Below are 23285 nucleotides of genomic sequence, written 5' to 3'. Positions count from 1 at the left end.
CGTCAGTCCAAAAGAGGGGAAGCGCTCCGACAGAGAGTCTTTCGAATACCTTTAAAATTATATTTATAAAAAATTAAAAGGCAGACATTTAGCAAATGGATCATCATTTTTTTTCAAAAAAACACAAAAAATTCACATTACATTTTATACCTTTGCTGAAAACCAACGATTTAACGAACATCAAATCGTACTTTCGAACCCCAAAATGGCCCGGAAGGGCACTGAAGTAACAAAATCGGCAATTCGTTTATAAAATTAGCGGATGAAAAGTGATGAAAAATCACAGACAGTCCCGATTCGTAAAAAATCGGGTCGCCATTCGTAAAATCTGCCGTCTTTTTACGTTTCGCAATGCAAATCACCCGTCGAAAGAGGACAAAATAACCTGCACCAGAGAAGGTACAGGCACGGCGACAGGAAAGGACAGTATTCGCCTACACGACATTTTCCCGCCGGTAGCGATTGGGTGTTACGCCTCCGTGGCTCTCGGCGAAAACACGATGGAACACCGCAGGAGAGGAGAAACCGCAACGGTAGGCCACCTCCCTGACAGGAATCTCCGTGCGGAGAGTCAGAAGCCGTTCCGCTTCCCGCAGACGATAACCACGCACGACCTGACAGAAACTCTGGCCGAAACCTTCGTTGAAAACCCGGGAAAGATAGCTACGGTTGAGTGGCAGCAGTTCAGCCACGTCCATCAGTTTGAATTCCTTGCGCAAATAGGGCTTCGACTCCTCCATCCATGTCTGTACGGCATCCCGGTAGTCGGGTAGTTTCATCCGGAAGTAACTTTCGGATTCGGAGACAACCGGCAGCCCATACGGTTCCTCACAAGACTCTGCCCCGGCACAAGCCTGCCGTTCGTCGAGCACACGGACAAAGTGTTTTTCGGCATAGGGATTTTCGTGAAACAGCCCCTTATAGAGCGCCAGTCCGAAAAATGCCTGCACCACGACGTTGTGTACCACATTACAATAGAGCCCTCCATCGAAAATCAGCCAGAAGTAGGGTACCGCAATACAGGCGATCCCGACGGCATAGTAACGCAACCAGGATATTTCCATGTTTTCGGTGGAAGCATAGTTCTCCTCGCACCATTGCCTGTAAGAAGTCTCGTAACGGAAAATGGTCCGGAACAGATAAACGAGATACCCCGTCACGGAAAGGAGAATCACCAGGCGGAACCAGACATTGAATTCATCGACGCGATCCAACATATCGTCGATACTGTCCAGATCGGCGGGAGACTGGCTCAGAAAAGCGACGCCCAAAAGATAGACGGCGGTCACCGAAAGAAAGGGCAACAGCAACAACGACACCCGCCGCAGCGTGAACCATCCCGGACGGATCACTTCAAGCGGATAGGGAATCAGCACGATCAGATACAGGTTTCCGACCAGCAGGTAGAGGGGAGAGAAGGCTCCGACATCCGCGACATCGAACAGACTGAAAGCGAGACCTACCGTCCGTCCCAGGTAGATCAGTCCCCATGCCAGCATGGTGAAGGCCAGCAGGCGCCGCGAACGGGAACCCGAGGAACGCAGCGACAGCAAAATGAAGCCGCCCAGGCAGATGGTCATTGCCATCGGGATCAGCATTTGCAAAATATCTCCGTATATCTCCATATCCATTCCTGCAAATTTAGCACATTTCCCCGAACGGCGAACACCGCTTTCCCGCAAAAGCGAAAGGGAAGCTCCGAACAACCGGAGGGAATCGTACTTCCGCCTGGAACAGACCCAATTCCGGCATGGGGAAACTGTATATCCGCCCGCCGTACATCGCCCCCCTCCTGTCACAATATCCGGAAATGTCCGATTCTCAGAGTCTCCAAGACGACAAAAATTAGCGGATTGAGGGAAGAAGCGCTTGCAGCTTCCGAAAGAATCCATATATTTGTATAGAGAAAAACGCAGAGCCCATGAATTAAACGACTTGCCGACCGATTTGACATACAGCAAATAGCTTTAGCTGTTTTATTCCGCCCTGAAAACACCAAATTTTAAGCAGGAAATAAAACGGGTAAAGTCTGTGTTACGAACGTAGCACGGGCTTAACTTGTTCCTGCGAGGTATTGGTGTTACCATAGGGGCGGACAATGTTAGGTACCGTGCTACTTTCATTATACAGATTCCTGTACATCAGATGCGATACACACCTGCAAATTCCGTGCAAAATACTTCAAGACCTATACTCCCGGCCGACCCGGCCAGAACCGCAGGCATCACCACCTTCCCGGTCACGGGCCTGCCCTCCTCCAAAGCCTCGCCAAGGTTATTGCACATCCTTCCCAATGCCCTGGACTCCGTGTTCGGGGAGATCGTCCGCAAGGGATACGACACACTGATCTTCACGCTCGACAACGCCGCGGAAATCGAAGCGGCCGAAACACTCATGCGGATGAGAAGGGGTCGCTCCCTGCGGATGATTCTTTTGTCGCCCCAGCCCCGGCAAGTACTGATGCAATGGCTGAAACAACTCGATCCCGGACTGGTAAAACGCTATTCGGATCTGGTCATGCAGGCCGACGGAGAGATCGTCATATCGCCCGTTCCCGGTCAGGGAAACTCCGCACTGCTCTGCCAGGAGTATCTCAGAGAGCATTGTTCGCTCATCATCCGGCCTTGAGGGCCTGCCTGACCGTACTGCCTGCGGAATCCCGCGGCACACGGATGCACCGGTCTTTCCGGCCTCCGCACCGAGCGGCCGAACCGGAAACCTCCGAACGGCGAAGAGCCGCCGCCAAAACGGAATGGCCCGTCTTCGCATGGCCGGAAACATAACGAAAAAGGGACCGGTCCGAGACCGATCCCTTTTATCGCGGAAGAATCCCCACCCTATTTGGCGGCGTTCTTCTTATCGTAATGCTTTTGATAGCGGCTCATAAACTTATCAACGCGTCCAGCGGTGTCAACCAACTTCATCTTACCGGTGTAGAACGGGTGGGAGGTGTTGGAAATTTCCATCTTGTACACGGGATAGGTTTCGCCATTCACTTCGATCGTTTCCTTTGACTGAACGGCGGACCTGCACAAAAACACATGGTCATTCGACATATCCTTGAATGCCACTAAACGATAATTCTCCGGATGAATACCCTTTTTCATGTGTGTTTTTTGTTTAATGTGTAATATGGGCGCAAAGATAGGAATAAATTCCCGATTTGCAACCGATGCGGCCCTTTAATTTTCCGCAGGCGGAGAGATTTCCGCCCCACGACTCCGCAAGGAAGCGGCCCCCTACCCGCCTCCGGCCTACTTGTAGCTGATTACAAGCACTTTCGAATACTCCCAAAACTTGTCGCGGTCGGTGATGACCAGCGACGAGAACACCCGGTTGTCATTCATCACGAACTCATACGACCCGGCGGGGTGCGAACTGACCAGCACGACGTCCCGCTTGCCGATAATCACCTCATCGAAATTCCGGATATCCACCTGCGTGAAACTGTCGAGACTGCGGTTCTCGTTGATCTTGAGCGTGCGCCCGATGAATCCGGACTTGTACACGATCTCCTTTTCGAGCAGTTCCTTCTGGGAGCCCACGATGTAATAGGCCACGCTGAGCAGGTCGTCCCGGGTCTTCACTTCGCCTTCCAGACGGTTTTTCGCCCGGTTGAGACTGTCGACCTCCGTACCCAGGCCGCTCACCTGCGTATGGAGTTCTTCCACCTCGACGTTGAGTTTTTTCAGGTCCTTCCGCAGGGCGGCGATCTCTGCATCCTTCGTCTCCACTTGGGCGGACATTTCGCCGATCAGTTTCTCCAGGGAGGCGACCTTCACGTCGGCCTTCTTCAGCCGGGCAGCGCTGCGCTCCAGACGGGCGATCGTCTCCCGGTTGCTCTGCAGCAGACGGTCGATCTCCTCGATGTCCTCGCCGATCTGGACGGTCGCCTGCTTCCGGATCTCCCCGTTGCCGACCGCCGTGGTGATGATATTCTCACGGACTTTGATGGCATTGAGGTTCTCCGCAATGTCGTTCAGCGAAGCGAACACTTCGTTGATAACCGAATCCTTGGCTGCCAGCGCCAGCGACAAGGAATCCTTCTCGCCCGCCAGCCTCTCCGCATTCCTCTTGCCCACACAGGAGAAAAGGGGTGTCAACAAGACAATCAGGTAAACGATCTTCTTCATATTATACCCTAAATAATTAACCGTCGTTCCGACCTCCCGCTACCCACCGGCATCCCTGCGGGAATCGCTCACGGCGGCAAAAATAGCAATTAATTCCATTGCCGGATTATTTTTTTCACAAATTTTGCAAATTGCTCCCGTTTATATATTTTTGTGTCCGCATCAGAACGCCCCGTCCCTCCGGAGACAGCGGAAAATCACGCGGTTCCGGAACAGCATGACCGGTACGGTAGCTGACAGCAGGAACAGCCGGCGAAAATTGCCGGTAAAAAACGATACGGACCCGTAGCTCAGTTGGTTAGAGCAGCGGACTCATAATCCGAAGGTCGTGGGATCATGCCCCTCCGGGTCCACCTATAAAGCAGTTGCATTTCGTACAGCTGCTTTTTCTATAAAATACAAACATTCAACCGACTGCCACACGCACTGAAAAACGAGTGCTGTTTTATCCTTTCTTCCCAGATATATTCATCTGTCTGTCAAGCCAATACGTCCATAGATTTGTTATGCGGTTCGTCCGGATATAAGTCCCAGCATATTCCTGATAACAGCCCCCCTCCTCGGTCGTTATCCGAAAGTTGTCCGCAATTCACCAAACTCGAATACCTCTGCCGCAGTCATCGCTGAGGGTCAGATATAACTAATCTGCACCGACAGTCCGGAAAGAAAGCCCTTGTACCGGCCACGAAGTTTTCAATGACTGTTCCGTATTCACCCTTTTCTCCTCATATTTCCGCAGATTACGTGGATATGCACAAATTCCTCTGAAAGCAGGCCCATAACGTTCCTAAAATTCATCACCAAAACCCACCACATCAATATGACTATCCGGCGCATCGAAATACAGCCGAAAAAGACAGGGGAAAATGAATTTTACGGCCCTTCCTTTCGGCCATTTATTTTATAATATAAAATTATATTTTTTATTTGTAAAATATAAAATAATTACATTACTTTGTAACAACTCAAAGTTAAATAGTTAAAGAATATGAGAAGGCCTTTCCATTTGACGCTTTATGCGATGATGTTGGCACTCGCCAATCTTTACGCTCAAGAGACGCTACGACCCAATCTTCTCGAAGAGATCGAGGCATCCGATAATTTCGCCCCCATGTTTCCGTTCCAGCCGACCCACAATGCACCGGAAAACATCACAAATGTCGGTACATGGAAAGCCGTTGTGCGGCAAAATGCAAGACCGAAAGGCTTCATATCTCCCGCAGGTGAATTTCTTGTCGATGAAACCGGTCGGCCGGTCCGCTTCATAGGCACCAATATCGGTATGACGGGATGTTTCCCCGACCATGCCTCTGCGGATAAACTGGCCGAAGAGCTCTCCCGTTACGGAATAAATATCGTGCGCATGCACTATGTCAGCCACCGAACACCTAAGGAGGGTTATCCGTTTTTCGATTCTTTTATCGAACCGGTGCAATTGGAGCGTTTCGACTATCTTTTCGCAAAGCTGAAAGAGAAGGGCATCCATATCTATTTTCAGTTAAACATCGCAAGGAAGGTCAGTTGGGTGAATGGATTCGTGAATGCCCACCTGCTCCCTTATTACAAGAATGGCATCGACAATGTCAACGAAAGAATGGTCTATCTGCAGAAGAAATTTCACGGAGAGATCCTCAACCATATAAACCCCTATACCGGCATTGCTTACAAGGACGATACATCGATCAGCATGATGGAGCTCGCCAACGAGAACTCGATCGTCCATTCGTGGTTCTCTCCCAAACATAAGTTCACGGCCCTTGTCGAACCCTACAAAAGCGAGATAATCGAGATATGGAACGATTGGCTTTTTGACAAATACGGCGACATGGAGACATTGAGAACGGCATGGGGAAAAGGGACCGAAGCGAATGTGGATGAAATTCTGCCCAAGTCGAAAAATTTCAAGAAAAAGAACATCGATTGGCCCTATAAATACAATTGGTCTCGGTTTCCCCAGCGGGCAAACGATTTTACCGAATTTCTGGCAGGACTGGAATCCAAATATTTCGCGGATCTATATGCCAATACAAAGGTAAACCTGAAGATCCGCCAGCCGGTGACCGGCACGCAATTGGGTTACGGATTCAATCGGGCCCAGGCGGCAACGGACTACTGCGATATTCACGGTTACTGGTGTCATCCCGCGTTTCCCGGAGGGAAATGGAACAACGCCCATTGGAACCTGAGAAACGGTTCTGTGGTCAACAGCTACGGACATCCAGGCAATACCTTCACCAAAATGGCACAGGCACGTATTCTCGGCAAGCCTTTTACGGTCAGCGAATACGACCACCCGAACCTCAATTTCTATTGTGCCGAAGGCAACGTGATGCTGGCCGCCATGGGCGCATTCCAGAACTGGTCGGCGCTTATGCAGTTTGCATGGATTCTCGATACGGACTACGAGAGAGGGCACATTTGGCCGATGTTCGACATGTGTTCCGCACCCCAGAAGCTCGTCCACTTTCCTGCCTGTTGGGCTATGTTCGTGCGGGGTGACGTGAGAAGCGGCGACGACCGTCTGGTTTTCGCTTTCCCGTCGAAAGAGGAGAGCGATATATTGAAAGTGGCGGAAAAGCAGGCGGCAAACGCCCCGGGGCTACATGGATCGGGTCTTTTGAATAGCCTTCCGTTGGCCGTACGGTCGGGAACCCAAGTCGAGGAGTATCCCCGCCTTTTCTCAAGCGAGGGGCGTACCGTGATCCGAAGCGAGGCGGATGTGCCCACGTCAATAAAAGAAGCTTACAAAAACAGGCTGATGCAGAGCAGTACGGGTGAACTCACATGGAACTGGCAGGAAAAAGATGCCGGATTTTTCATGGTGGATACCCGGAATACCAAAGTTTTCTCGGGATTCGTGAAAGGAAGGACTTTCATGTACAGAGGAATGCGGCTTATCCCGGCCAAAACGAGGCTGGATTGGCTGACCTTATCGTTGACCCTTGCATCGCCCATAGGCGAATCGGTCCCGGGAAACCTACTGCAGACAGGATCTTATCTGCTTGCAGCAACAGGGCTTGTCCACAACACCGGTATGAGGATAGTCGAAGTCGGAAAGGGAAAAATCTCCTGCTCCGAACCCGACGGGGGAAGATTGGGCAGGGCTCCCGTTCTGTGCGAGGGCATCGAGGCACAACTCGCTTTCGCCGGTTTGGGCGGCAGAGTGAAGTGTTATGCCCTGGATTCGGAAGGGAAACGCACCGAAGAGGTTCCGGTCATTGAAAACGAATCAGGAGAGGCGATTCTCGAAATCAGTCCGAGATACAAGACTTTGTGGTATGAGGTGATAGTAGACAATTCAACCAACTAACACTAACCATATACTAACCATGAATCACAAACAAATTATTGCTGTTATCTGCCTGCTGCTGGCCGGTCCACCCGCACGGATTTCCGCCCAAGTCGCAGTGATAGATTCACTTTGTGTCGGAAAGACAATCGCCATGAGTCCGGAAGAACTGATCAGAGGTGAGGTTTCCGGGACGAGGGTCTCGTCCATCGATGGCAATCCCAACGGGGCTTTCAATGTCAACATCAGAGGACTCAACACCTTAAGAGGGAATTCGCAACCGCTGTGGATCGTGGACGGAGCAGTGATCGGATCGTCTGTACACCAGAATCTGAATGCCTTCTATCTCAATGGAGGCTCGACCGCAAAAGGGGATGCGCTTCCCGACTATTCCGGACGGAGCTACACTTCTCCCGTCGGCAACTTCGGGTGGCTCAACCCTGCCGACATAGAGTCGATAGAGGTCATCAAGGATATGTCGGCGGCAGCGTTGTACGGCATGTCGGGAGCCAATGGCGTCATTGTTATCAAGACGAAAAGAAACTCCTCGAACGCCCACGACATTCACCTTTCGTCGAATGTCGGTGTCGATTTCTCCACCCAAAAGGGAGATGCTTTCGAAGCAGGCATCAACCATATACACAAGGCAGGGATCAACGGTGCGGCCGGAAACAACTCCTATTACAACATATCGGGTTTCCTGCGCCAGAACAATACGGCCATAAAGGGCACCAATTCGATCGTCGGCAGCCTGGCAGCCAATTTCGAGACGATGGCCAACAAAGTTTTCATGTTCGGTCTCAACACGAATCTCAGTTATGGCAACTATCACTCGACCGGAGGAACGAACTACATCGGAGCACCTTCCACGATGATGGGCTCGCGCTATCCCGACATATTTCCCTACGACAAGGTCACCGGATGGCTGGAATCCTACGATGACGAGGTTTTGGATTACCGCATTGTCAGTTCCGTGTGGCTGCAGATCAATATTATCCGCGGCCTTCATTTCAAAGTGACAGGAGGCATGGATTACCAGAATCAGTCGCGCTACATCTGGTTCGGCGACGGTACCTCTTTCGGTAAAGATTTTTCGGGAGCAGCCGGTATTCTCAACAATTTTCTTTTCACCTACAATGCCAAGGGAGAACTCAATTACAACAGAAATTTTACCGTGAAGCACCGTTTCAATGCCTCTCTGGCTTTCGATCTGAAAGGCAACATGAACAAGACCAATGCCATGTGCGGCACCGATTTCGACCTGCCCTTCCTCCGGGGCAAGGGTTTGTCCGGATCGGCGAGCCAGCATGCGATCCGGAAGTTCGACCGCAATTACAACCAGTGGGGTGCCTACGCACACGTCGGCTATGATTTTGACAGCTATGCAGGAATCAGAGCTACGGCTCGGTTCGACAAAACCGGACGGTTCGAAAATGCCCCCACGTTTTTTCCCGCAGCCGACGCCTATGTGGACATCAAAAGGCTTGCAGGGGCACGGACACAGACCATATCCTCTTTGAGAATTACGGGTGGATTCGGGAAAGCAGGCCGTGAGACAATTTTGCCGTATGAGTGGCTTGCAAACTATATCTCTGATGTTCCGGCAGTCGACATTGGTGCGGAACCCTACTTCGACGGCATCAACCGCCTTATCAGTACGGAATACAACATCGGTTTCAACATCGGATTTATAAAAGACAGGGTGAATTTTGCATTCAAGTACTATGACAAAAAGACCGACGACAACTTCAAAATCTACAATTTCGGAAAAGTATTAGCAGATTTGTGGGTCAGGACAGCCAAGTGGTCCGTTTTGGAGGAGAGATATTCCTCTATCGAGAACAAGGGGTTTGAAATCGACGCCGACTTCCGTATTGTCGGGCGCAAGCATGTGGCTTGGACACTTTGGGCCAATGCTTCGTTCAATACCAACAGCGTCGTCTCGCTCCATGAAAAAGACGCTCCCGGTCTTGCCAATGGGATCTATATCGCAGCCAACAAAGAAGGCGAGTCGGTAGCTCAGGCATACGGCTACAGGTTGAACGGGAAGGGAGAACCTGCATCTGCAGATCCCGATATTCTCGGCAACACCCTTCCGAAATATGCCGGAGGACTCGGAACCACACTGCACTTGTATGGCCTCACCGTTGATGCCAAATTCTCTGCAGCCGGCGGATTTCACATCATCAATGCCAACAGGGCCGTTGAAAAAGGGCGGGATTATATCTCTTCGGACGATCTGGAGCGGGGAGATTACCTCAGACTCGACTGTCTGTGCTTCTCCTATGACATTCCTGTCAAAGTCAAGTGGATAAAGGATTTCAAGGTAAATCTTGCCGCACGGAATCTTTTCACCATTTCAGGGTACGGCGGCTGGAATCCCGATGTCAACTGTTTCGGTGTAACGACGCGAAGCAATGGCGTCGATTACGGCTCCTTTCCCCTTATCCGTTCCGTCATTCTGGGTGTGAGCCTCAAATTTTAACTTTTCAAGAGCTAATGACCATGAAAATAATATACACTATATATGCCTGCTTCCTAACGGGATTACTCTTGATTTCAGGGAGCGCTTTCGCCCAGAACAGCATGACTGTCAAAGGAACTGTCAAGGATTCGAAAGGAGAGCCCGTCGTCGGCTCCACTGTAATGGTCGAAGGCAGCAACACAGGTGTCGTGACCGATAAGGATGGGAAATACTCCATAACCTTCAAGACAAAAGAGGGGAAGACATCGAAACTCGTCTTCTCCAGCATCTCGTATCTCACCCAAACCGTCGAAGTGGGAACACGTACCGTTATCGACATCGTCCTCGAAGAGGACAGAAAGCAAATCGACGAAATCGTGGTAGTCGGTTACGGAGCCATGCGCAAGAGCGACCTTACGGGATCGGTGACTTCAGTGAAGATCGACGAAAACCGGGCCTCACAAATCTCCTCGATCGACCAGCTTCTTCAGGGACAGGCCGCCGGCGTGCAGGTCGTCTCGAACAGCGCAGCTCCGGACGGCGGCGTCAGTGTCACTGTCCGCGGTGCCAGTTCGTTCAACTCCTCGTCTCAACCCCTCTATGTCGTGGACGGCGTCATCATGAACACCTCCGGCTCGATTTCCGTAGGCGGACATGGCGGCAGCGATTCCGGCGTAACCGAAGACAACAACGGCCTGATGGGTATCAATCCCCAGGACATCGCTTCGATGGAGATTCTCAAAGATGCATCCGCAACGGCAATCTACGGTTCGCAGGGAGCCAATGGAGTTATCCTCATCACGACGAAGTCCGCCAGCAGGGGGCGGCCGATCGTAACCGTCTCCAGCGGCATTAGCATCAGCAACATATACAAAAAGTTCGACCTGATGGATGCCGACGATTATGTGAAATACCTTGACCTCAAAGGTGTCGACCATAGCTCGACCCTATACACAGTCTTTACGGACAAGGTAGACAACGGCACCTACGCCCCCGTGGATTGGCAGGATTACTCGACCCGCACGAGCATAACGCAGCGTTACTATCTGACGATCGCCGGTCGTCCCAACAATACCGATTACCGTTTCTCGATCGGTTATTACGACAATGAGGGAATCATAAAGGGTACCGGATATGAGAATCTGACACTCCGCCTCAATCTCGACAAGACTATCGGTAAGTTCAAGATCGGCACCCGGACTTCCTTTTCCTATCTCAACTCCTACATGACTCAGGGGGCGGGTGCGACTGTCGCACAAACCCCGGCCACTTCAATGGTATTGAGTATGCTCATGACAAGACCTTTGCGCCACATCGTCGAGTATGACGACGAAGGATCGGAGGTCGATGACGACGGTGCGCCCATCTCCGGGCCTGACAGGTGGCTCAGCGACTACCAGAGCGAGCGGACCGAAATGCGCGTCACCCCAAGCATTTACGGACAGTACGAGATTCTTCCGTGGCTGACCTTCAAAACCACGTTCGGCTCCGATTTCCGAACCAATGAACGACTGATGTTCAAGTCGAAGCGAATCAATACGCAGGCGACAGGATCGAACGGCGCGATCACCCATGCGGAACTTCTTAATTTCAACTGGGACAACCTTCTCATGTTCAACAAGAAGTTCAACAGACACTCCATCTCCGGAACGCTGGGGCAGTCGGTCTCGCAATCCATCACCAGAACGCAGAGCGTCGAAGGAACCAACATAGACCAGTGGAAAGGCATGACCTCATCTCTCAATTCGGCCCCCTATACGTGGCTTGGATACGGTGAGTCGCAGAGTCAGTTGATGTCCTTTTTCGCCCGCGCAGTTTATAATTTCGACGAGAGGTATATCTTCACCGCCACTTATCGTTTCGACGGATCGTCGAAATTCGCCGCCGGAAACAAATGGGCACAGTTCCCCTCTTTGGCATTCGCATGGCGTCTGAGCGAAGAGAAATGGTTCAAAGTTCCCGCCATTTCATCGGCGAAACTACGTTTAGGTTGGGGAATGGTCGGCAATCAGGGAATCCCTTCGTATCAGACCATCAAAAGATATTCGACCAGTTCGGTATCGACGCATGACAACGATACACACAAGCTGATTTCGGTCGCTTCGCTCAATCTGCCGTCGAAGGACCTGAAATGGGAGACCACTTCGCAGTACAATGTGGGCCTCGATCTGGGCCTCCTCGACAATCGCATTTCTCTTGCTGCCGATATATATTACAAAAAGACGGAAGACCTCCTCCAGACCAAGATCCTCGCAGGATCGGCAGGGGTCACGAACCCTTATGTGAACATGGGGTCCATCGAGAACAAGGGTTTCGAACTCACTCTCGATGCCGTAATTCTCGATAACAAAAACATCGGATGGACCGTCGGAGGTAACTTTTCGTTAAACCGTAACAAAATCCTCTCGATCGATCCGAGCGGAACAAGCAGGGCGAAAATGTATGTGTACCCCGACCAACCCATTCAGGAAGTGGAATACTTTTCGGGAAATCTGCTCTCGTCGGCGGCTGTCTGCCATGACTACATCAACGTCTTTATCGTCGGACAGCCGATGTGCCTCTTCTATGCAATGCCGACCGATGGGCTCGTTCCCGCCAGACAGACCGGAATCCCGTTCGCTGACGGTGAAGTGAGGGGCGAAGGTTCCGTCAACTTCGTCGACACGAACAAGGACGGAATGATTACCTCCGACGACAGAGTGGTCGTAGGCGATCCCAATCCCGACTTCACTTACGGCTTCAATACGGCGTTTCGCTACAAGAAATTCCAGCTCTCTGCATCGTTCGTCGGCTCGTACGGCAACGATGTCTACAATCAGCAGCTGGCCGCTCTCAGCGATTTGTCGACCAACAGCCAAAACAGACTCAGAGCCGCGGTATTCGATGCATGGACCCCCGAGAACCAGGGAGCGAAGTTCCCTGCCGTTTCGGCTTACAGAACGAGCGACGTGAGCTGGTGTACGGATCGTTTCGTCGAAGACGGTTCCTATCTCCGGCTGGCTAACCTTTCCCTTTCATACAATATCGGGATCAAGAATAAACGCTCCATACTCAAGAACATCTATGTTGGCATTTCCGGAAAGAACCTCTTCTGCTGGACCAAATATTCCGGATATGATCCCGACGTGAACATCTACGGGAACGTCCTCCGATACGGTGTCGATATGGGAGCCTATCCCGCTGCACGTACTTACATGTTCGACCTTAAACTAACATTCTAATCATGAAAAAGGCTATGAAATATATATTCGTCTTCGTAATATTTCTGGCAGGCTGCACGGATTTTCTCGACGAGAAAGTAACCACATCGTATGACGGTTCCGTGATGGTTTCCTCCCCGGAAGCCCTCGAGGCCAATGTTCTCGGCATCCACAGACAACTCGCCTCGAGCGGATTCAAATCCGGCACGTTCTGCGAATGGCTGGCGCCCGCTTCCGGCCTCGCTCACTGGAGCAACACCAGCGCATTGACCAATCCCCTCGAAAGATGGACATGTTGCCTGAAGTTCACCAGGTTCTCACAGCATCCCGAGGCGTATGACTCCTTCACGAGTTTTTACAGATCAATCTACCTCTGCAACTCGCTCCTCGAAGCGATGAAATCGAGCCCGGTGGATGAAGACTATAAAAAAGAGATCGAAGGAGAAGTCTATTTCCTAAGGGCGATGGCCTACTTCTATTTAGTACGTCTCTATGGCGATGTTTCGCTCCATACCGAAGCCCCTACGTCATTGAGTGAAGTGTATAGCGCCAGAGAGAACTTTTGGGTCGTATATTGCCGGATTATCAAAGATCTCTATGCTGCAGAGACTCTGATGCGCAGCTACGACAGGATGATCGAAGTCGCGGGAGGCAATGCTTCCGGCAGAGTGTGCGACTATGCAGCCGTGGCCTGCCGCTCATTGGTCTATCTTACCATCGGCACTCTTCTCGCCCATCCGGACGACAACTTCTGGGTCAACCGTACCCCCGATTTTTCAGAGATCGGAATCGCCGATGCCGAAGATGCTTTCCAAAAGGCCCTTGCCGATGCCGAAGACGTAATTCTACATGGACCGTTCGAACTTTGTCCCGATTATCGCCAGTTATTCCGATGGACCAATGCGGAGGATTGGCAGCTTAAAGAACGCATTTGGGTCATGCCTCGCTCCCCGGAGGCGGGCGACGGAAACAGCGGACTGACCATGTGGGCTTTGCCGAACCGCTATATGGGAACCTCCAATGTGGACAATTTCGGGCGTTGCCGCCCCGACCGCTGGTTTTTCCAGAGGTGGTGCGAGGATTACGGCGGGCAGAAAGGTACCGGAACCTACAATAAGAACGTATATGTCGACTGTCCCGACCCCCGGTTGAGTGTCAATCTGATTTATAACTCCTACCCCGGACAGAACAATACCCCCTACAACTGTTATCCTGCAAACAACCGTATTTTCCCCGGGAACGAGACCTTGATGAAGCACTATGGACTCCCGTATTACAAGAAATATTACGATCCGACCTACGACAATAGCGTCGGCAACGCGGATCTCTACGTGATGCGTTTCGCAGAGGTATATCTGATCGCTGCCGAGGCTTGCGCGAATCTCTGCTCCTCCGTTTCGGATCTCTACGGAACGAAGGCTATTGACTATGTAAACGTGATTCTCGACCGTGCCCGCAAATCCGTCGACGGAGAACCCGCGGCCGAACCTCGGGCCTGGACAACTTCGAGATTCGATTCGAAGGAAGACCTTATCAACGGCATCTTCTGGGAGAGATGTTATGAAATGCCGTTCGAGCATCATGAATATTTCGACACCCACCGTATGGGGGCCAGATGGCTTGCCGAAAACATTGCCAAGCCCAAGAACGTGTTTCTTTATCTCGACGAGCAGGAGGATTACACCAACAACGGGATCGATTACAACGGTTACCGCACACTCTATTACGGCCAGAACTTCAGGTATGACGAGGACTGGACTCTCGTACGCAAAGGCCTTATCAGTGCCTATCCCTACGATGAACTTATATATAACACCTGCCTGGACGTGAATAAGTCCGATCCGAACCTCGGGCAAAATCCCACGGAAGTATATTGGAGATAACGGTTATGAAAAATATGAAAAAGATAATTTTTGGTCTCTGTTTTCTTATCGTTTCGCCGCTGTTGCTGGCCGCGAACATCGAAGGTCCTTTCCTCATCCTCTCGACACCCTACCATGCCGACGGATCGGTCGACTATGCGAATCTGGTGAAAGAAGCTCGTTTCGCCGCCCGGTGGAATACACCTGGGGTAATATGGCCCCAGTCGAATGATGCGATAGACCTCCTGACAAAGGAAGAGCGTTTCGCAGGCATGGCAGCGCTGGTGGAAGAGTGGCGAAAGAATCCGAAAAAAACCGTCCTCGTGCTCGGTGTCAACGGAGACGACCTCGAGGAGATGCTCGTCTTCGCCAATGAAGCCGAGAGGCTCGCAGCCGAGTCGGGTGTCGATATTGTCCTTGCGGCACGCCCCCCTTACTACGGGACTACCGAGGCCGAACAGCTGGCATATTTCGAGGCGCTTGCCGGAGTGGCCAGGAGACCCGTCATCATCCAAACTTACGTAAATGACGCCTGCCCGACACCGAGCGTCGATCTCCTCGTGGGGCTTGCCCGAAAGTACCCCGACACTTATGGGTGGATCAAGGAGGAGTCCAACAAACTCGAGGCCAATATCCGGCAGCAGAATGAGATCGAGGCCCGCGATGCGATCAAAACCGTGTTCTCCGCCTGGGGTGGATGGCAATGGCTTTACCAGCGACGCCAGATCGGTACGGCCGGCCTCATTTCGGAGAGAGTCGCCTATGCGCCGATCACCTCGACGGTCTGGAAACTGATGGAAGAGGGTGACAAGAAGGGACGGCTCACCGAGGCGTATGCGCTTTACCGTCTTCTGATAGATCAACGATTCCTGCCCTACGACAGTCTTCGCGGCTATTCGCTTTATTATCTGGTGCGTCTCGGGTTGTTCGACAACATGCTGTCCAGAACCTATGCCGCAGAACCCGATGCCGCGAACGGGACATATACGAGGGAAAACAAGTCGAAATGGGTGCTCAGCGATATCAAACTTACCGAACGCCAGAAAGCCGAACTCGACAAATGCTATGACGATATGATGAAATTCGTAAAAAAACATTACCGATAATGAAAGAAATTGAATTTGGAGGAAAACTTGTCGTTGTGACAGGTGCCGCAAGCGGAATCGGGCTTTATGCGTCGAAAGAGTTTGTCCGGCTCGGCGCAAAGGTCATCATGTGTGATGTCAACGGAGAGATGCTGAAAGCCGAAGCCGAAACTATCGGAGAGGCAGCCATCCCCGTGACGGGCGATGTCCGCGACTTCGGCTATGCCATGACGGTCGCCGCTGAGGCCGAAAAACAGGGCGGTGCCGATTGTCTCGTGGCATGCGCCGGAGGATACGAAGCCCGCTGTCTGAACAGCATGGTCCCCTTTTACGAGCAACCGATCGAAGTAATTGACTGGGGACTCGATGTGAACCTGAAAGGTCCTGTCTATTTTTCGAGGGCACTGATGCCCCAAATGATTGCGAAAAAGTCCGGTGTAATTGTCGTTCTCGGTTCCGTGACAGGATTCGAAGGCGACGGTATGGGCGCCATGTACGGCACAGCGAAATCGGGCCTCTTCAATTTCGTCAAAGGCCTTGCCATTGCAGGGGCTTCTTCCGGAGTGAGGGCGGTTTGCGTCACTCCCGGCCCGGTACTCTCCCGTGCGGCAATGTCCGGCATGCCTACGCTTCTGGGCCGGGCCGCCGAACTCGACGAACTTGTGGACGTAATTCTATTCATGTGCAGCAAAAATGCCTCGTTCATCACAGGCAGCAACCACGTGGTCGACGGAGGAAGACTCTGTATGTATCAGAAAACCTATTGAACAACATAACTTCGCTATAAAAATGAATATTCTATTAACAACTCTGCTGGCCGCAACAATGAATACACCGGGTGTCGTGATCGACGACAGCCCTACCAGAGTACAGACCGACATCAAGATCGACATGGAGATCATGGGGACCCTGAAACCCAGGTCCGTATCGGAAATCTCCTCGTCGCGCTGGACACTCGACTGCGGCGGCATGGACCGTGAACATGCCGACTGGCGTGCCGTTCGCGGTTACGTGGCACCTCTGGGTATAGCTCGCATCCGCCAGCAGGCGGGATGGGCCCGCTGCGAGAAAGATCCCGGGATGTACGATTTCGCATGGCTCGACCAGTGTGTGCTGGATGCCAAGAAGATGGGTGTCAACGTGTGGATGGAACTCAGCTATGGCAATCCTGCCTATGAAGGCGGCGGCGGACGTCATCTAAATGCCGGATTTCCCTCTTCGGAAGAGGGCCTTGCCGCCTGGGACAATTGGGTCAGGGCAATCGCGGAGCACTACAAGGATGTGGTGATCGACTGGTGCATCTGGAACGAGCCGAATGGCAAGACTTCAGGCAACACCATAGAAGAGGCTACGGATTTCGCCATCCGCACGGCCGAGATTCTGCGCAGTGTCATACCCGATGCCAAGATTGCGGCATTCGCCCTGACGGAAGCCGATCCGAAATGGATCGAACCCTTTGTCAAAGAGCTAAAAAAACGCGGGAAAGCCCATCTTTTCAACACCATTGCCTACCACCACTACAAACACAATCCCGATGCAGGATATGAAGAGATCGAAGAGAGCCGCAAGATTGTAGCCCGATACACTCCGAACATAAAGCTCATGCAGGGAGAAGGCGGTACCCAAAGCGAGTGGTGCAGGAACGGTGCTCTTTCAAACGTATTCTGGACAGAACTGACACAGGCCAAATATAACCTGCGTCGCTCGCTCGGCGACCTGGGACACGGCGACGACACCGAGGTGTTCCACCTCTGCGATCTCGAATACAGAGCCGTGAAGCGCCACTGGGGATTGCTCCGATATGGACTTCTGAAAACCACCGGACAGGCCGACGGTTTCCGTGTACTCAAAGTCAAAACGTCGTACTATGCGATTCAGAATGCGGTGTCGGTTTTCAACGATGCCCTGAAGTGCCTCTCCCCCCAGCATACAAGTTCGACGCTACAAGGAGCGGAGAACTGCGTCGTCTATGACTGGGAGGATCGCGAGACCGGCACCCCGGTAGTCGTTTTCTGGGATGCCTCCGCCATGCCTTCCAATGAAAATATCACCAGAAAGGCAACGGTGTCGGTAAAAGGAAAACCGATTCAAAACCCCGTTTGGGTCGACCTGCTTACAGGAAATGTCTACAAGATCAGTGAATCGCAGATCGGAAGTTCCGGGGAAAGAACCACATACTCCGTCCCCGTGTATGATTCACCGACGTTCATCACCTCCCAGGATATTCTGACGCTTGATAAATCATGGTTTGTCCGAGAGGGCAAGAACATGAAGAGATATCATTGATCGCCGCCATGAAGAAGCTCCATAAAGGGAAAATGTACAAGTGGGAGGTCCTGCTTCTGCTATGGATGGCCTACCTGCTGAATCAGGGGGACCGCCAGGTGTTCAACACCGTTTTGCCTGCGATCCGCGATGCGCTGAACCTGACCGATGTATCCGTCGGCCTTATCGCCACCATATTCAACCTCGCCTTTGCCATTGTCGTACCGATCGGAGGATGGATGGGCGACCGCTTTTCGCGCAAATTCGTCGTCACATTCAGCGTTTTGTTTTTCAGTATTGCGACCATGTTCACAGGCTATGCCAACAGTTTCGTCATGCTGATACTGCTGCGTTCTATCGCCACGGGCGGAGGCGAAGCTCTTTTCGGTCCCTCCAACTATTCGATACTCGCCCAGTACCATACCGACACCCGGGCGCGTGCGATGTCGATACACCAAACGGCCTATTATATCGGCGTTATCCTGTCCGGCTGGCTGGCCGGTCTGATCGCGGATAAGGTGGGATGGCAATATTCGTTCTTCTTTTTCGGTGGGGCTGGCATATTGTGGGGCATCCTGATGATCGTCCGGCTCGACAACATGCCGGTAAAAGCTCCCGCCGGCGATACTGCCGCCAGATCGAAGCCAGGCTTTCTGGATGGTTTCAAGACCGTACTCACCACCCCCACCGCCCTGATGCTGACGATCGGTTTCAGCGGCCTCATCTTCGTAATCACGGGATTCATGACATGGGTTCCGGCCTACCTTCAGGAAGAGTTCGGACAGACTCAGGCGGAAGCGGGCTTCAATTCGATGTTCTGGACCTACGTAGCCGCTTTCATCGGCGTTCTGCTCGCAGGCTCGCTGTCCGACAGACTCGCTCTCAGGCAAAACAAATATCGTATGTATCTTCAGGCTTTCGGTCTGGTGTGCGGAGCGGCATTTCTGAGCTTCATGGGCGGAGATTCGTCTCTGGCGATAGTCTATTTCTGTTTCGCAGGATGGGGGCTCTTCCGTGCCTTCTTTGATGCCAACACCTACTCTGTCCTTTACGACGTTACGCCCGAAAGGCTTCATGCCTCCTGTGCAAGTGTGATGGGTATGATAGGTTTTGCAGTCGGCGCCTTCGCCCCGCTGATTCTCGGCAGCATTAAACAGAGTATGGGGACTCTCCGATCGACGTTCCCTATACTCGCAATTGTCTGGGTAATTTGCGGCATTCTGATGTTCGTGGTGGCAAGAGTCTATTACGAAAGAGACCGCGAGCGCATCCGCAGCCAATCGAATATATAAATTTTCAAAATTTCCGGTCTATGAAAACGAGATCATCCATGATTCTTTCTCTCGCCGTTCTGTTTGCAACCGCTTGCGACGAGAATGTCGACGAGGGTACGGTATGGGACAATCCAAATTTTATTCGTATCACCGTCTCTTCCGAACTGATGACAACTACGAACACTGAGAATAAAGTATCCTGGGACAGAAGGGACTCGCTCATTGTTTTCGACAAGAACAACACGGGAATCAAACTCGGCACGACCGACGACGGGACCAAGGCGATATTCTATTCGCACAAATGGAGCGGCAACGCCCCCACGTATGCAGCCTACTCCACCTCCTCCGACGACATTTCGTGCACCACGGACGGCATTTTGAGCGTAATGCTGGACAGAGAACAGCAGGTTGGAACCGTAAATGCCTGGGCGGAGAATGCGATAGTCGCCGTGGGTAAGATAAGCGGCAATTCGACAGCTTACAAAATCAATCCGATGAAGAATGTTTCGGGGCTTATCAAAATTGCCATGCACGACTCGACGGCAAGGTCCATAACCATCGAGTCGATAGGCGGCGAAATCATGACCGGTTATGTCGACGTGAATTATGCGAACCTCGAACTCGGAGACAAGGCATTCTGGAGTGCGACGCCCGGCAAACCGCAATCATCTTCCGTCACGATCGCTCCCATAAGCGGATCAGATGCTTCGACACTCGACGGATGTCTGAAGGCAGGTTCATATTATGTTTCCGTCCTTCCTCAGTTCTATGCCGATGGTCTGCGCATCACGGTCAATTACAGCGACACCACCCTTGTCCGTACCCTCGGTGAAGCGGATGGCATTACCGTTCCCCGCAGCAGTTTCAGAGCGTTCGACGGAGCACTGGACGACACGTTACCCGACGTGATAACGATCGAACTCAACTTTTATAACGAAAACGACGAGAATCCTTTAGGCACCTTCGTGCCTGTAGCCAATCAGCAGACCGGCGGAGAAAAGTATTCCTACACCTACCATTACACACTCGATGGCACCCCGGTCAGCAAGGATTTCACATTCACGATAAGCAAAGGCAACAACAGTGCAACTTACCAATACTTCAAAGCTTCGGGACTCGACCATAACGTATTAATCTTCGGTGCTAAAAATAACGCATGGATCGAGCTTCCCGGAATCCCCGGAAGATACCTGAAGTCCGTATCCATGAGTCACGGCAATACGACAGCCAAACGGTTCAGGGTACAGGAAGGCCGGAACCCGGTTGGAAAATATTATTCATCTCCTTTGCTTTCGGCGTCCGGTTCGACGACACCTGTTACGGAGACTGTAAACTTTCCTACAACAGCGACATCGGATGCCCAAATCATCAATACCATCGAAGGAAAATCCTATACGATGGAGTTTACCTCGGGAGCTTCGTTGAGAGTGTTCGACATTACGGTCGTATACTCTAAAACACTCGAAGAATAGACGGCAGCTCTACATAACGGGTGATATCGAAGCGGGTGTTAGCGTAATCACTGTTAACACCCGCTTCGGTTGTCGGGTCCGCTCCGGACGTTTCCGGGAAAGGCCGACAAATTTTGAACAAGCCCTTAAAGAGATATATGAAAAATAAGACTAACTTTGTCGACTAAAAGTAAGCCACTTAAGTACCGATACATGATACAAGTCATAAAGAGAGTCGAGGAGATACTTGTCTATCTTTCGAAAAACAGGAAACGAGAAGTTCCCCTGTCGGAAATAGCAGACACGCTGGATATGCACAGGGCCACCTGTGCAAATATTCTCAAGACTCTCAAGGAACTCGGCCTCATAGAGCAGATGAGCTACCGCAAAGGTTATGTTCTGGGTGAGAAACTTTATGCCATTGCGGGGGTAAACAACGATCCCGATCGGATCGTGACATTGCTGAAGCCTCTTCTCGACTCGCTATGCAAAGAGGTCAACGAAAATGTCATGCTGTCGGTCATAAAAAACGACAAACGTATAAACCTTTACAGCGTAAAGGCCAATCATGCGATAGAGGCAAAGATAATATACGAGATGAAGGCGTGGCAGGCCACGACTGCGAAGGTCATAATTGCCCGTTACAGTCAGGAGAAACTCAATAACTTTCTCAAACTGGCCGGCATGCCGGGTAAGGACTGGCCAGAAATCAGAACAAAAGAGGATCTGCTGAATCGTCTTTCGGAAATAAAGGCAAAAAAATGTTTCACGGTTATCAATCAGCACTTCGCCTGCATCGCAGCACCCGTATTCAAGAATGGAGAGGTGGTGGCCTCAATCGGATGCTATCTTCCCGATATGCGTCTTACAACGGCTACACACAAGAACCTCGAGGATAAATTGAGCGAAACCGTCCGGAAGGCAGAGACACTGCTCGGTTAATCGGAGTACAGATATTCACTGCGACTTCCTTTTATTTGGCCTGTTCCTGCCGGGTTCTGCTATTGACGCTTATACCAGACATTTTCCCGATTTTCGACTATGATCTATTTCATCATTCTGCTGGCCGGATTGTTGCTGGGAAACGGCTACGTCTATCTCAAGGGATTGGCCTTCCTCTCCTTCGCTCCGCTCTGGGGACGGGTTTGCTATTCGGTGCTTTTCGCCGTGCTCGCCCTCTCGTTTTTCATCGTCATGTTCGCGCTTCGCCACGCCAAACTGCCCTGCGGGGCAATGCAGACGATCTTTCATATCTCCACAGGCTGGCTCGTGTTCATCCTCTACATGGTGCTGACCCTGCTGGCTTTCGACCTGCTGCACATGTGCAGGGTGAGGGTTCCGGGTTCTTTCCTTTGGGCTGCGGGTATCGTGTGTACGGTACTGACCGTCGGGTATCGGGCGCACCGCCATCCTGCGGTACGGGAAATTCCCCTGCGGATCGACAAAAACTGCAACCTGCCGCAACACAGGCTGCGCATCGCCTATTGCAGCGACATACACCTGGGCTACGGCACGGGGCCGGAACGCATGGAGAAGTTCGCGGCGATGATCGGGGCGACGGCTCCCGACGTGATCCTGATCGGCGGCGACCTGATCGACAACGGCGTGGAACCGCTCGAACGGATGCACATGGAAAAAGCAGTGGCCCGGCTGCACGCACCGCTGGGTGTCTATATGGTTCCCGGCAACCACGAATACATCAGCGGGATCGGCCGCAGCCTGGCGTTTCTGAAGAGGACTCCGGTCCGCGTCCTGCGCGACAGCGTGGCGACGCTGCCAGGAGGCGTGCAGATCGTGGGACGCGACGACCGGAGCAATCCGTCGCGCCGTCCGCTCGCGGAACTGCTGGAGAAGGCCGATCCGTCGCTTCCGGTCATCGTGCTCGACCACCAGCCGAACGAGGTGGAGAGGGCGTCGGCGCTCCCGGTGGACCTGCTCCTCTGCGGCCACACCCACCACGGACAGGTGTGGCCCGCCAACTGGATCACCGACCGGATCTTCCCCCAAAGCCACGGTTACCGTCGCTGGGGAACGATGTACGCCTACGTCTCCTCGGGGCTTTCGCTCTGGGGCCCGCCCTTCCGCATCGGAACGCGCGGCGAACTGGTCGTATTCGACCTATCGTTTTCGGAGACGCCCCGCGAAGCGGTTCCGGCAGAACAAAACTGAATGACTCCCCGGAAACCGGAAATACCGGCATTTCGCCCGTAAGGTGCCTCGACGGAGCCAGGTTTCACCGATCCCGATTTTTTTACTATTTTT

15 protein-coding genes and 1 tRNA gene are annotated in these 23285 nt (G+C 52.1%); 13 read left to right on the top strand and 3 right to left on the bottom strand.

Annotation, left to right across the window (positions count from 1 at the left end):
• Positions 1 to 434: 434 nt before the first annotated feature.
• Positions 435 to 1631: a helix-turn-helix transcriptional regulator gene (locus INF32_RS01820; RefSeq protein ID WP_226386709.1), complete on the bottom strand. Its 1197-nt coding sequence runs from the start codon at positions 1629 to 1631 to the stop codon at positions 435 to 437.
• Between the two features lie 538 nt (positions 1632 to 2169).
• Here INF32_RS01820 and INF32_RS01815 point away from each other — a divergent pair.
• Complete coding sequence (locus INF32_RS01815) at positions 2170 to 2628, top strand: hypothetical protein (protein WP_226386708.1); 459 nt, start codon at positions 2170 to 2172, stop codon at positions 2626 to 2628.
• A gap of 209 nt (positions 2629 to 2837) precedes the next feature.
• Here INF32_RS01815 and INF32_RS01810 read toward each other — a convergent pair whose 3' ends face one another.
• Both INF32_RS01810 and INF32_RS01805 read right to left on the bottom strand, forming a co-directional pair.
• Positions 2838 to 3107: a type B 50S ribosomal protein L31 gene (locus INF32_RS01810; RefSeq protein ID WP_226386707.1), complete on the bottom strand. Its 270-nt coding sequence runs from the start codon at positions 3105 to 3107 to the stop codon at positions 2838 to 2840.
• Between the two features lie 147 nt (positions 3108 to 3254).
• Positions 3255 to 4133: a Cbp1 family collagen-binding glycoprotein adhesin gene (locus INF32_RS01805; RefSeq protein ID WP_226386706.1), complete on the bottom strand. Its 879-nt coding sequence runs from the start codon at positions 4131 to 4133 to the stop codon at positions 3255 to 3257.
• A gap of 279 nt (positions 4134 to 4412) precedes the next feature.
• Here INF32_RS01805 and INF32_RS01800 point away from each other — a divergent pair.
• The 12 genes from INF32_RS01800 to INF32_RS01745 all read left to right on the top strand — a co-directional run bounded on the left by INF32_RS01800 (position 4413) and on the right by INF32_RS01745 (position 23192).
• Positions 4413 to 4486, top strand: a tRNA-Ile gene (locus INF32_RS01800).
• Between the two features lie 635 nt (positions 4487 to 5121).
• The gene (locus INF32_RS01795) at positions 5122 to 7443 is read left to right on the top strand and encodes a glycoside hydrolase 5 family protein (protein WP_226386705.1); all 2322 of its coding nucleotides are present in this window, start codon (positions 5122 to 5124) and stop codon (positions 7441 to 7443) included.
• Positions 7444 to 7462: 19 nt separating this feature from the next.
• On the top strand, positions 7463 to 9907 hold the full coding sequence (locus INF32_RS01790) for a TonB-dependent receptor plug domain-containing protein (protein ID WP_226386704.1): 2445 nt from the start codon (positions 7463 to 7465) through the stop codon (positions 9905 to 9907).
• Between the two features lie 68 nt (positions 9908 to 9975).
• Positions 9976 to 13107: a SusC/RagA family TonB-linked outer membrane protein gene (locus tag INF32_RS01785; RefSeq protein ID WP_226386703.1), complete on the top strand. Its 3132-nt coding sequence runs from the start codon at positions 9976 to 9978 to the stop codon at positions 13105 to 13107.
• 14 nt (positions 13108 to 13121) lie between these two features.
• The gene (locus INF32_RS01780) at positions 13122 to 14969 is read left to right on the top strand and encodes a RagB/SusD family nutrient uptake outer membrane protein (protein ID WP_226386702.1); all 1848 of its coding nucleotides are present in this window, start codon (positions 13122 to 13124) and stop codon (positions 14967 to 14969) included.
• A gap of 14 nt (positions 14970 to 14983) precedes the next feature.
• A complete protein-coding gene (locus INF32_RS01775) occupies positions 14984 to 16054 on the top strand; it encodes a dihydrodipicolinate synthase family protein (protein WP_226386701.1) in 1071 nt (356 codons plus the stop codon).
• A 35-nt stretch (positions 16055 to 16089) separates the two neighbouring features.
• Positions 16090 to 16800, top strand: coding sequence for an SDR family NAD(P)-dependent oxidoreductase (locus INF32_RS01770; protein ID WP_317172655.1), 711 nt, complete (start codon positions 16090 to 16092; stop codon positions 16798 to 16800).
• A 22-nt stretch (positions 16801 to 16822) separates the two neighbouring features.
• A complete protein-coding gene (locus INF32_RS01765; RefSeq protein WP_226386699.1) occupies positions 16823 to 18319 on the top strand; it encodes a glycoside hydrolase family protein in 1497 nt (498 codons plus the stop codon).
• 8 nt (positions 18320 to 18327) lie between these two features.
• The gene (locus INF32_RS01760; RefSeq protein WP_226386698.1) at positions 18328 to 19590 is read left to right on the top strand and encodes an MFS transporter; all 1263 of its coding nucleotides are present in this window, start codon (positions 18328 to 18330) and stop codon (positions 19588 to 19590) included.
• Between the two features lie 149 nt (positions 19591 to 19739).
• Complete coding sequence (locus INF32_RS01755) at positions 19740 to 21044, top strand: hypothetical protein (RefSeq protein ID WP_226386697.1); 1305 nt, start codon at positions 19740 to 19742, stop codon at positions 21042 to 21044.
• A 192-nt stretch (positions 21045 to 21236) separates the two neighbouring features.
• Positions 21237 to 21965: an IclR family transcriptional regulator gene (locus INF32_RS01750; protein ID WP_226386696.1), complete on the top strand. Its 729-nt coding sequence runs from the start codon at positions 21237 to 21239 to the stop codon at positions 21963 to 21965.
• A 99-nt stretch (positions 21966 to 22064) separates the two neighbouring features.
• Positions 22065 to 23192 (top strand): metallophosphoesterase, encoded by a 1128-nt coding sequence (locus INF32_RS01745; RefSeq protein ID WP_226386695.1) that lies wholly within the window; start codon positions 22065 to 22067, stop codon positions 23190 to 23192.
• Positions 23193 to 23285: the final 93 nt, after the last annotated feature.

This window comes from Gallalistipes aquisgranensis, from assembly GCF_014982715.1.
GTDB classification, from domain to species: Bacteria; Bacteroidota; Bacteroidia; order Bacteroidales; family Rikenellaceae; genus Gallalistipes; species Gallalistipes aquisgranensis.
Note: the sequence above shows the minus strand (reverse complement) of the source record. Positions and strands in the feature narration are given on the sequence as shown.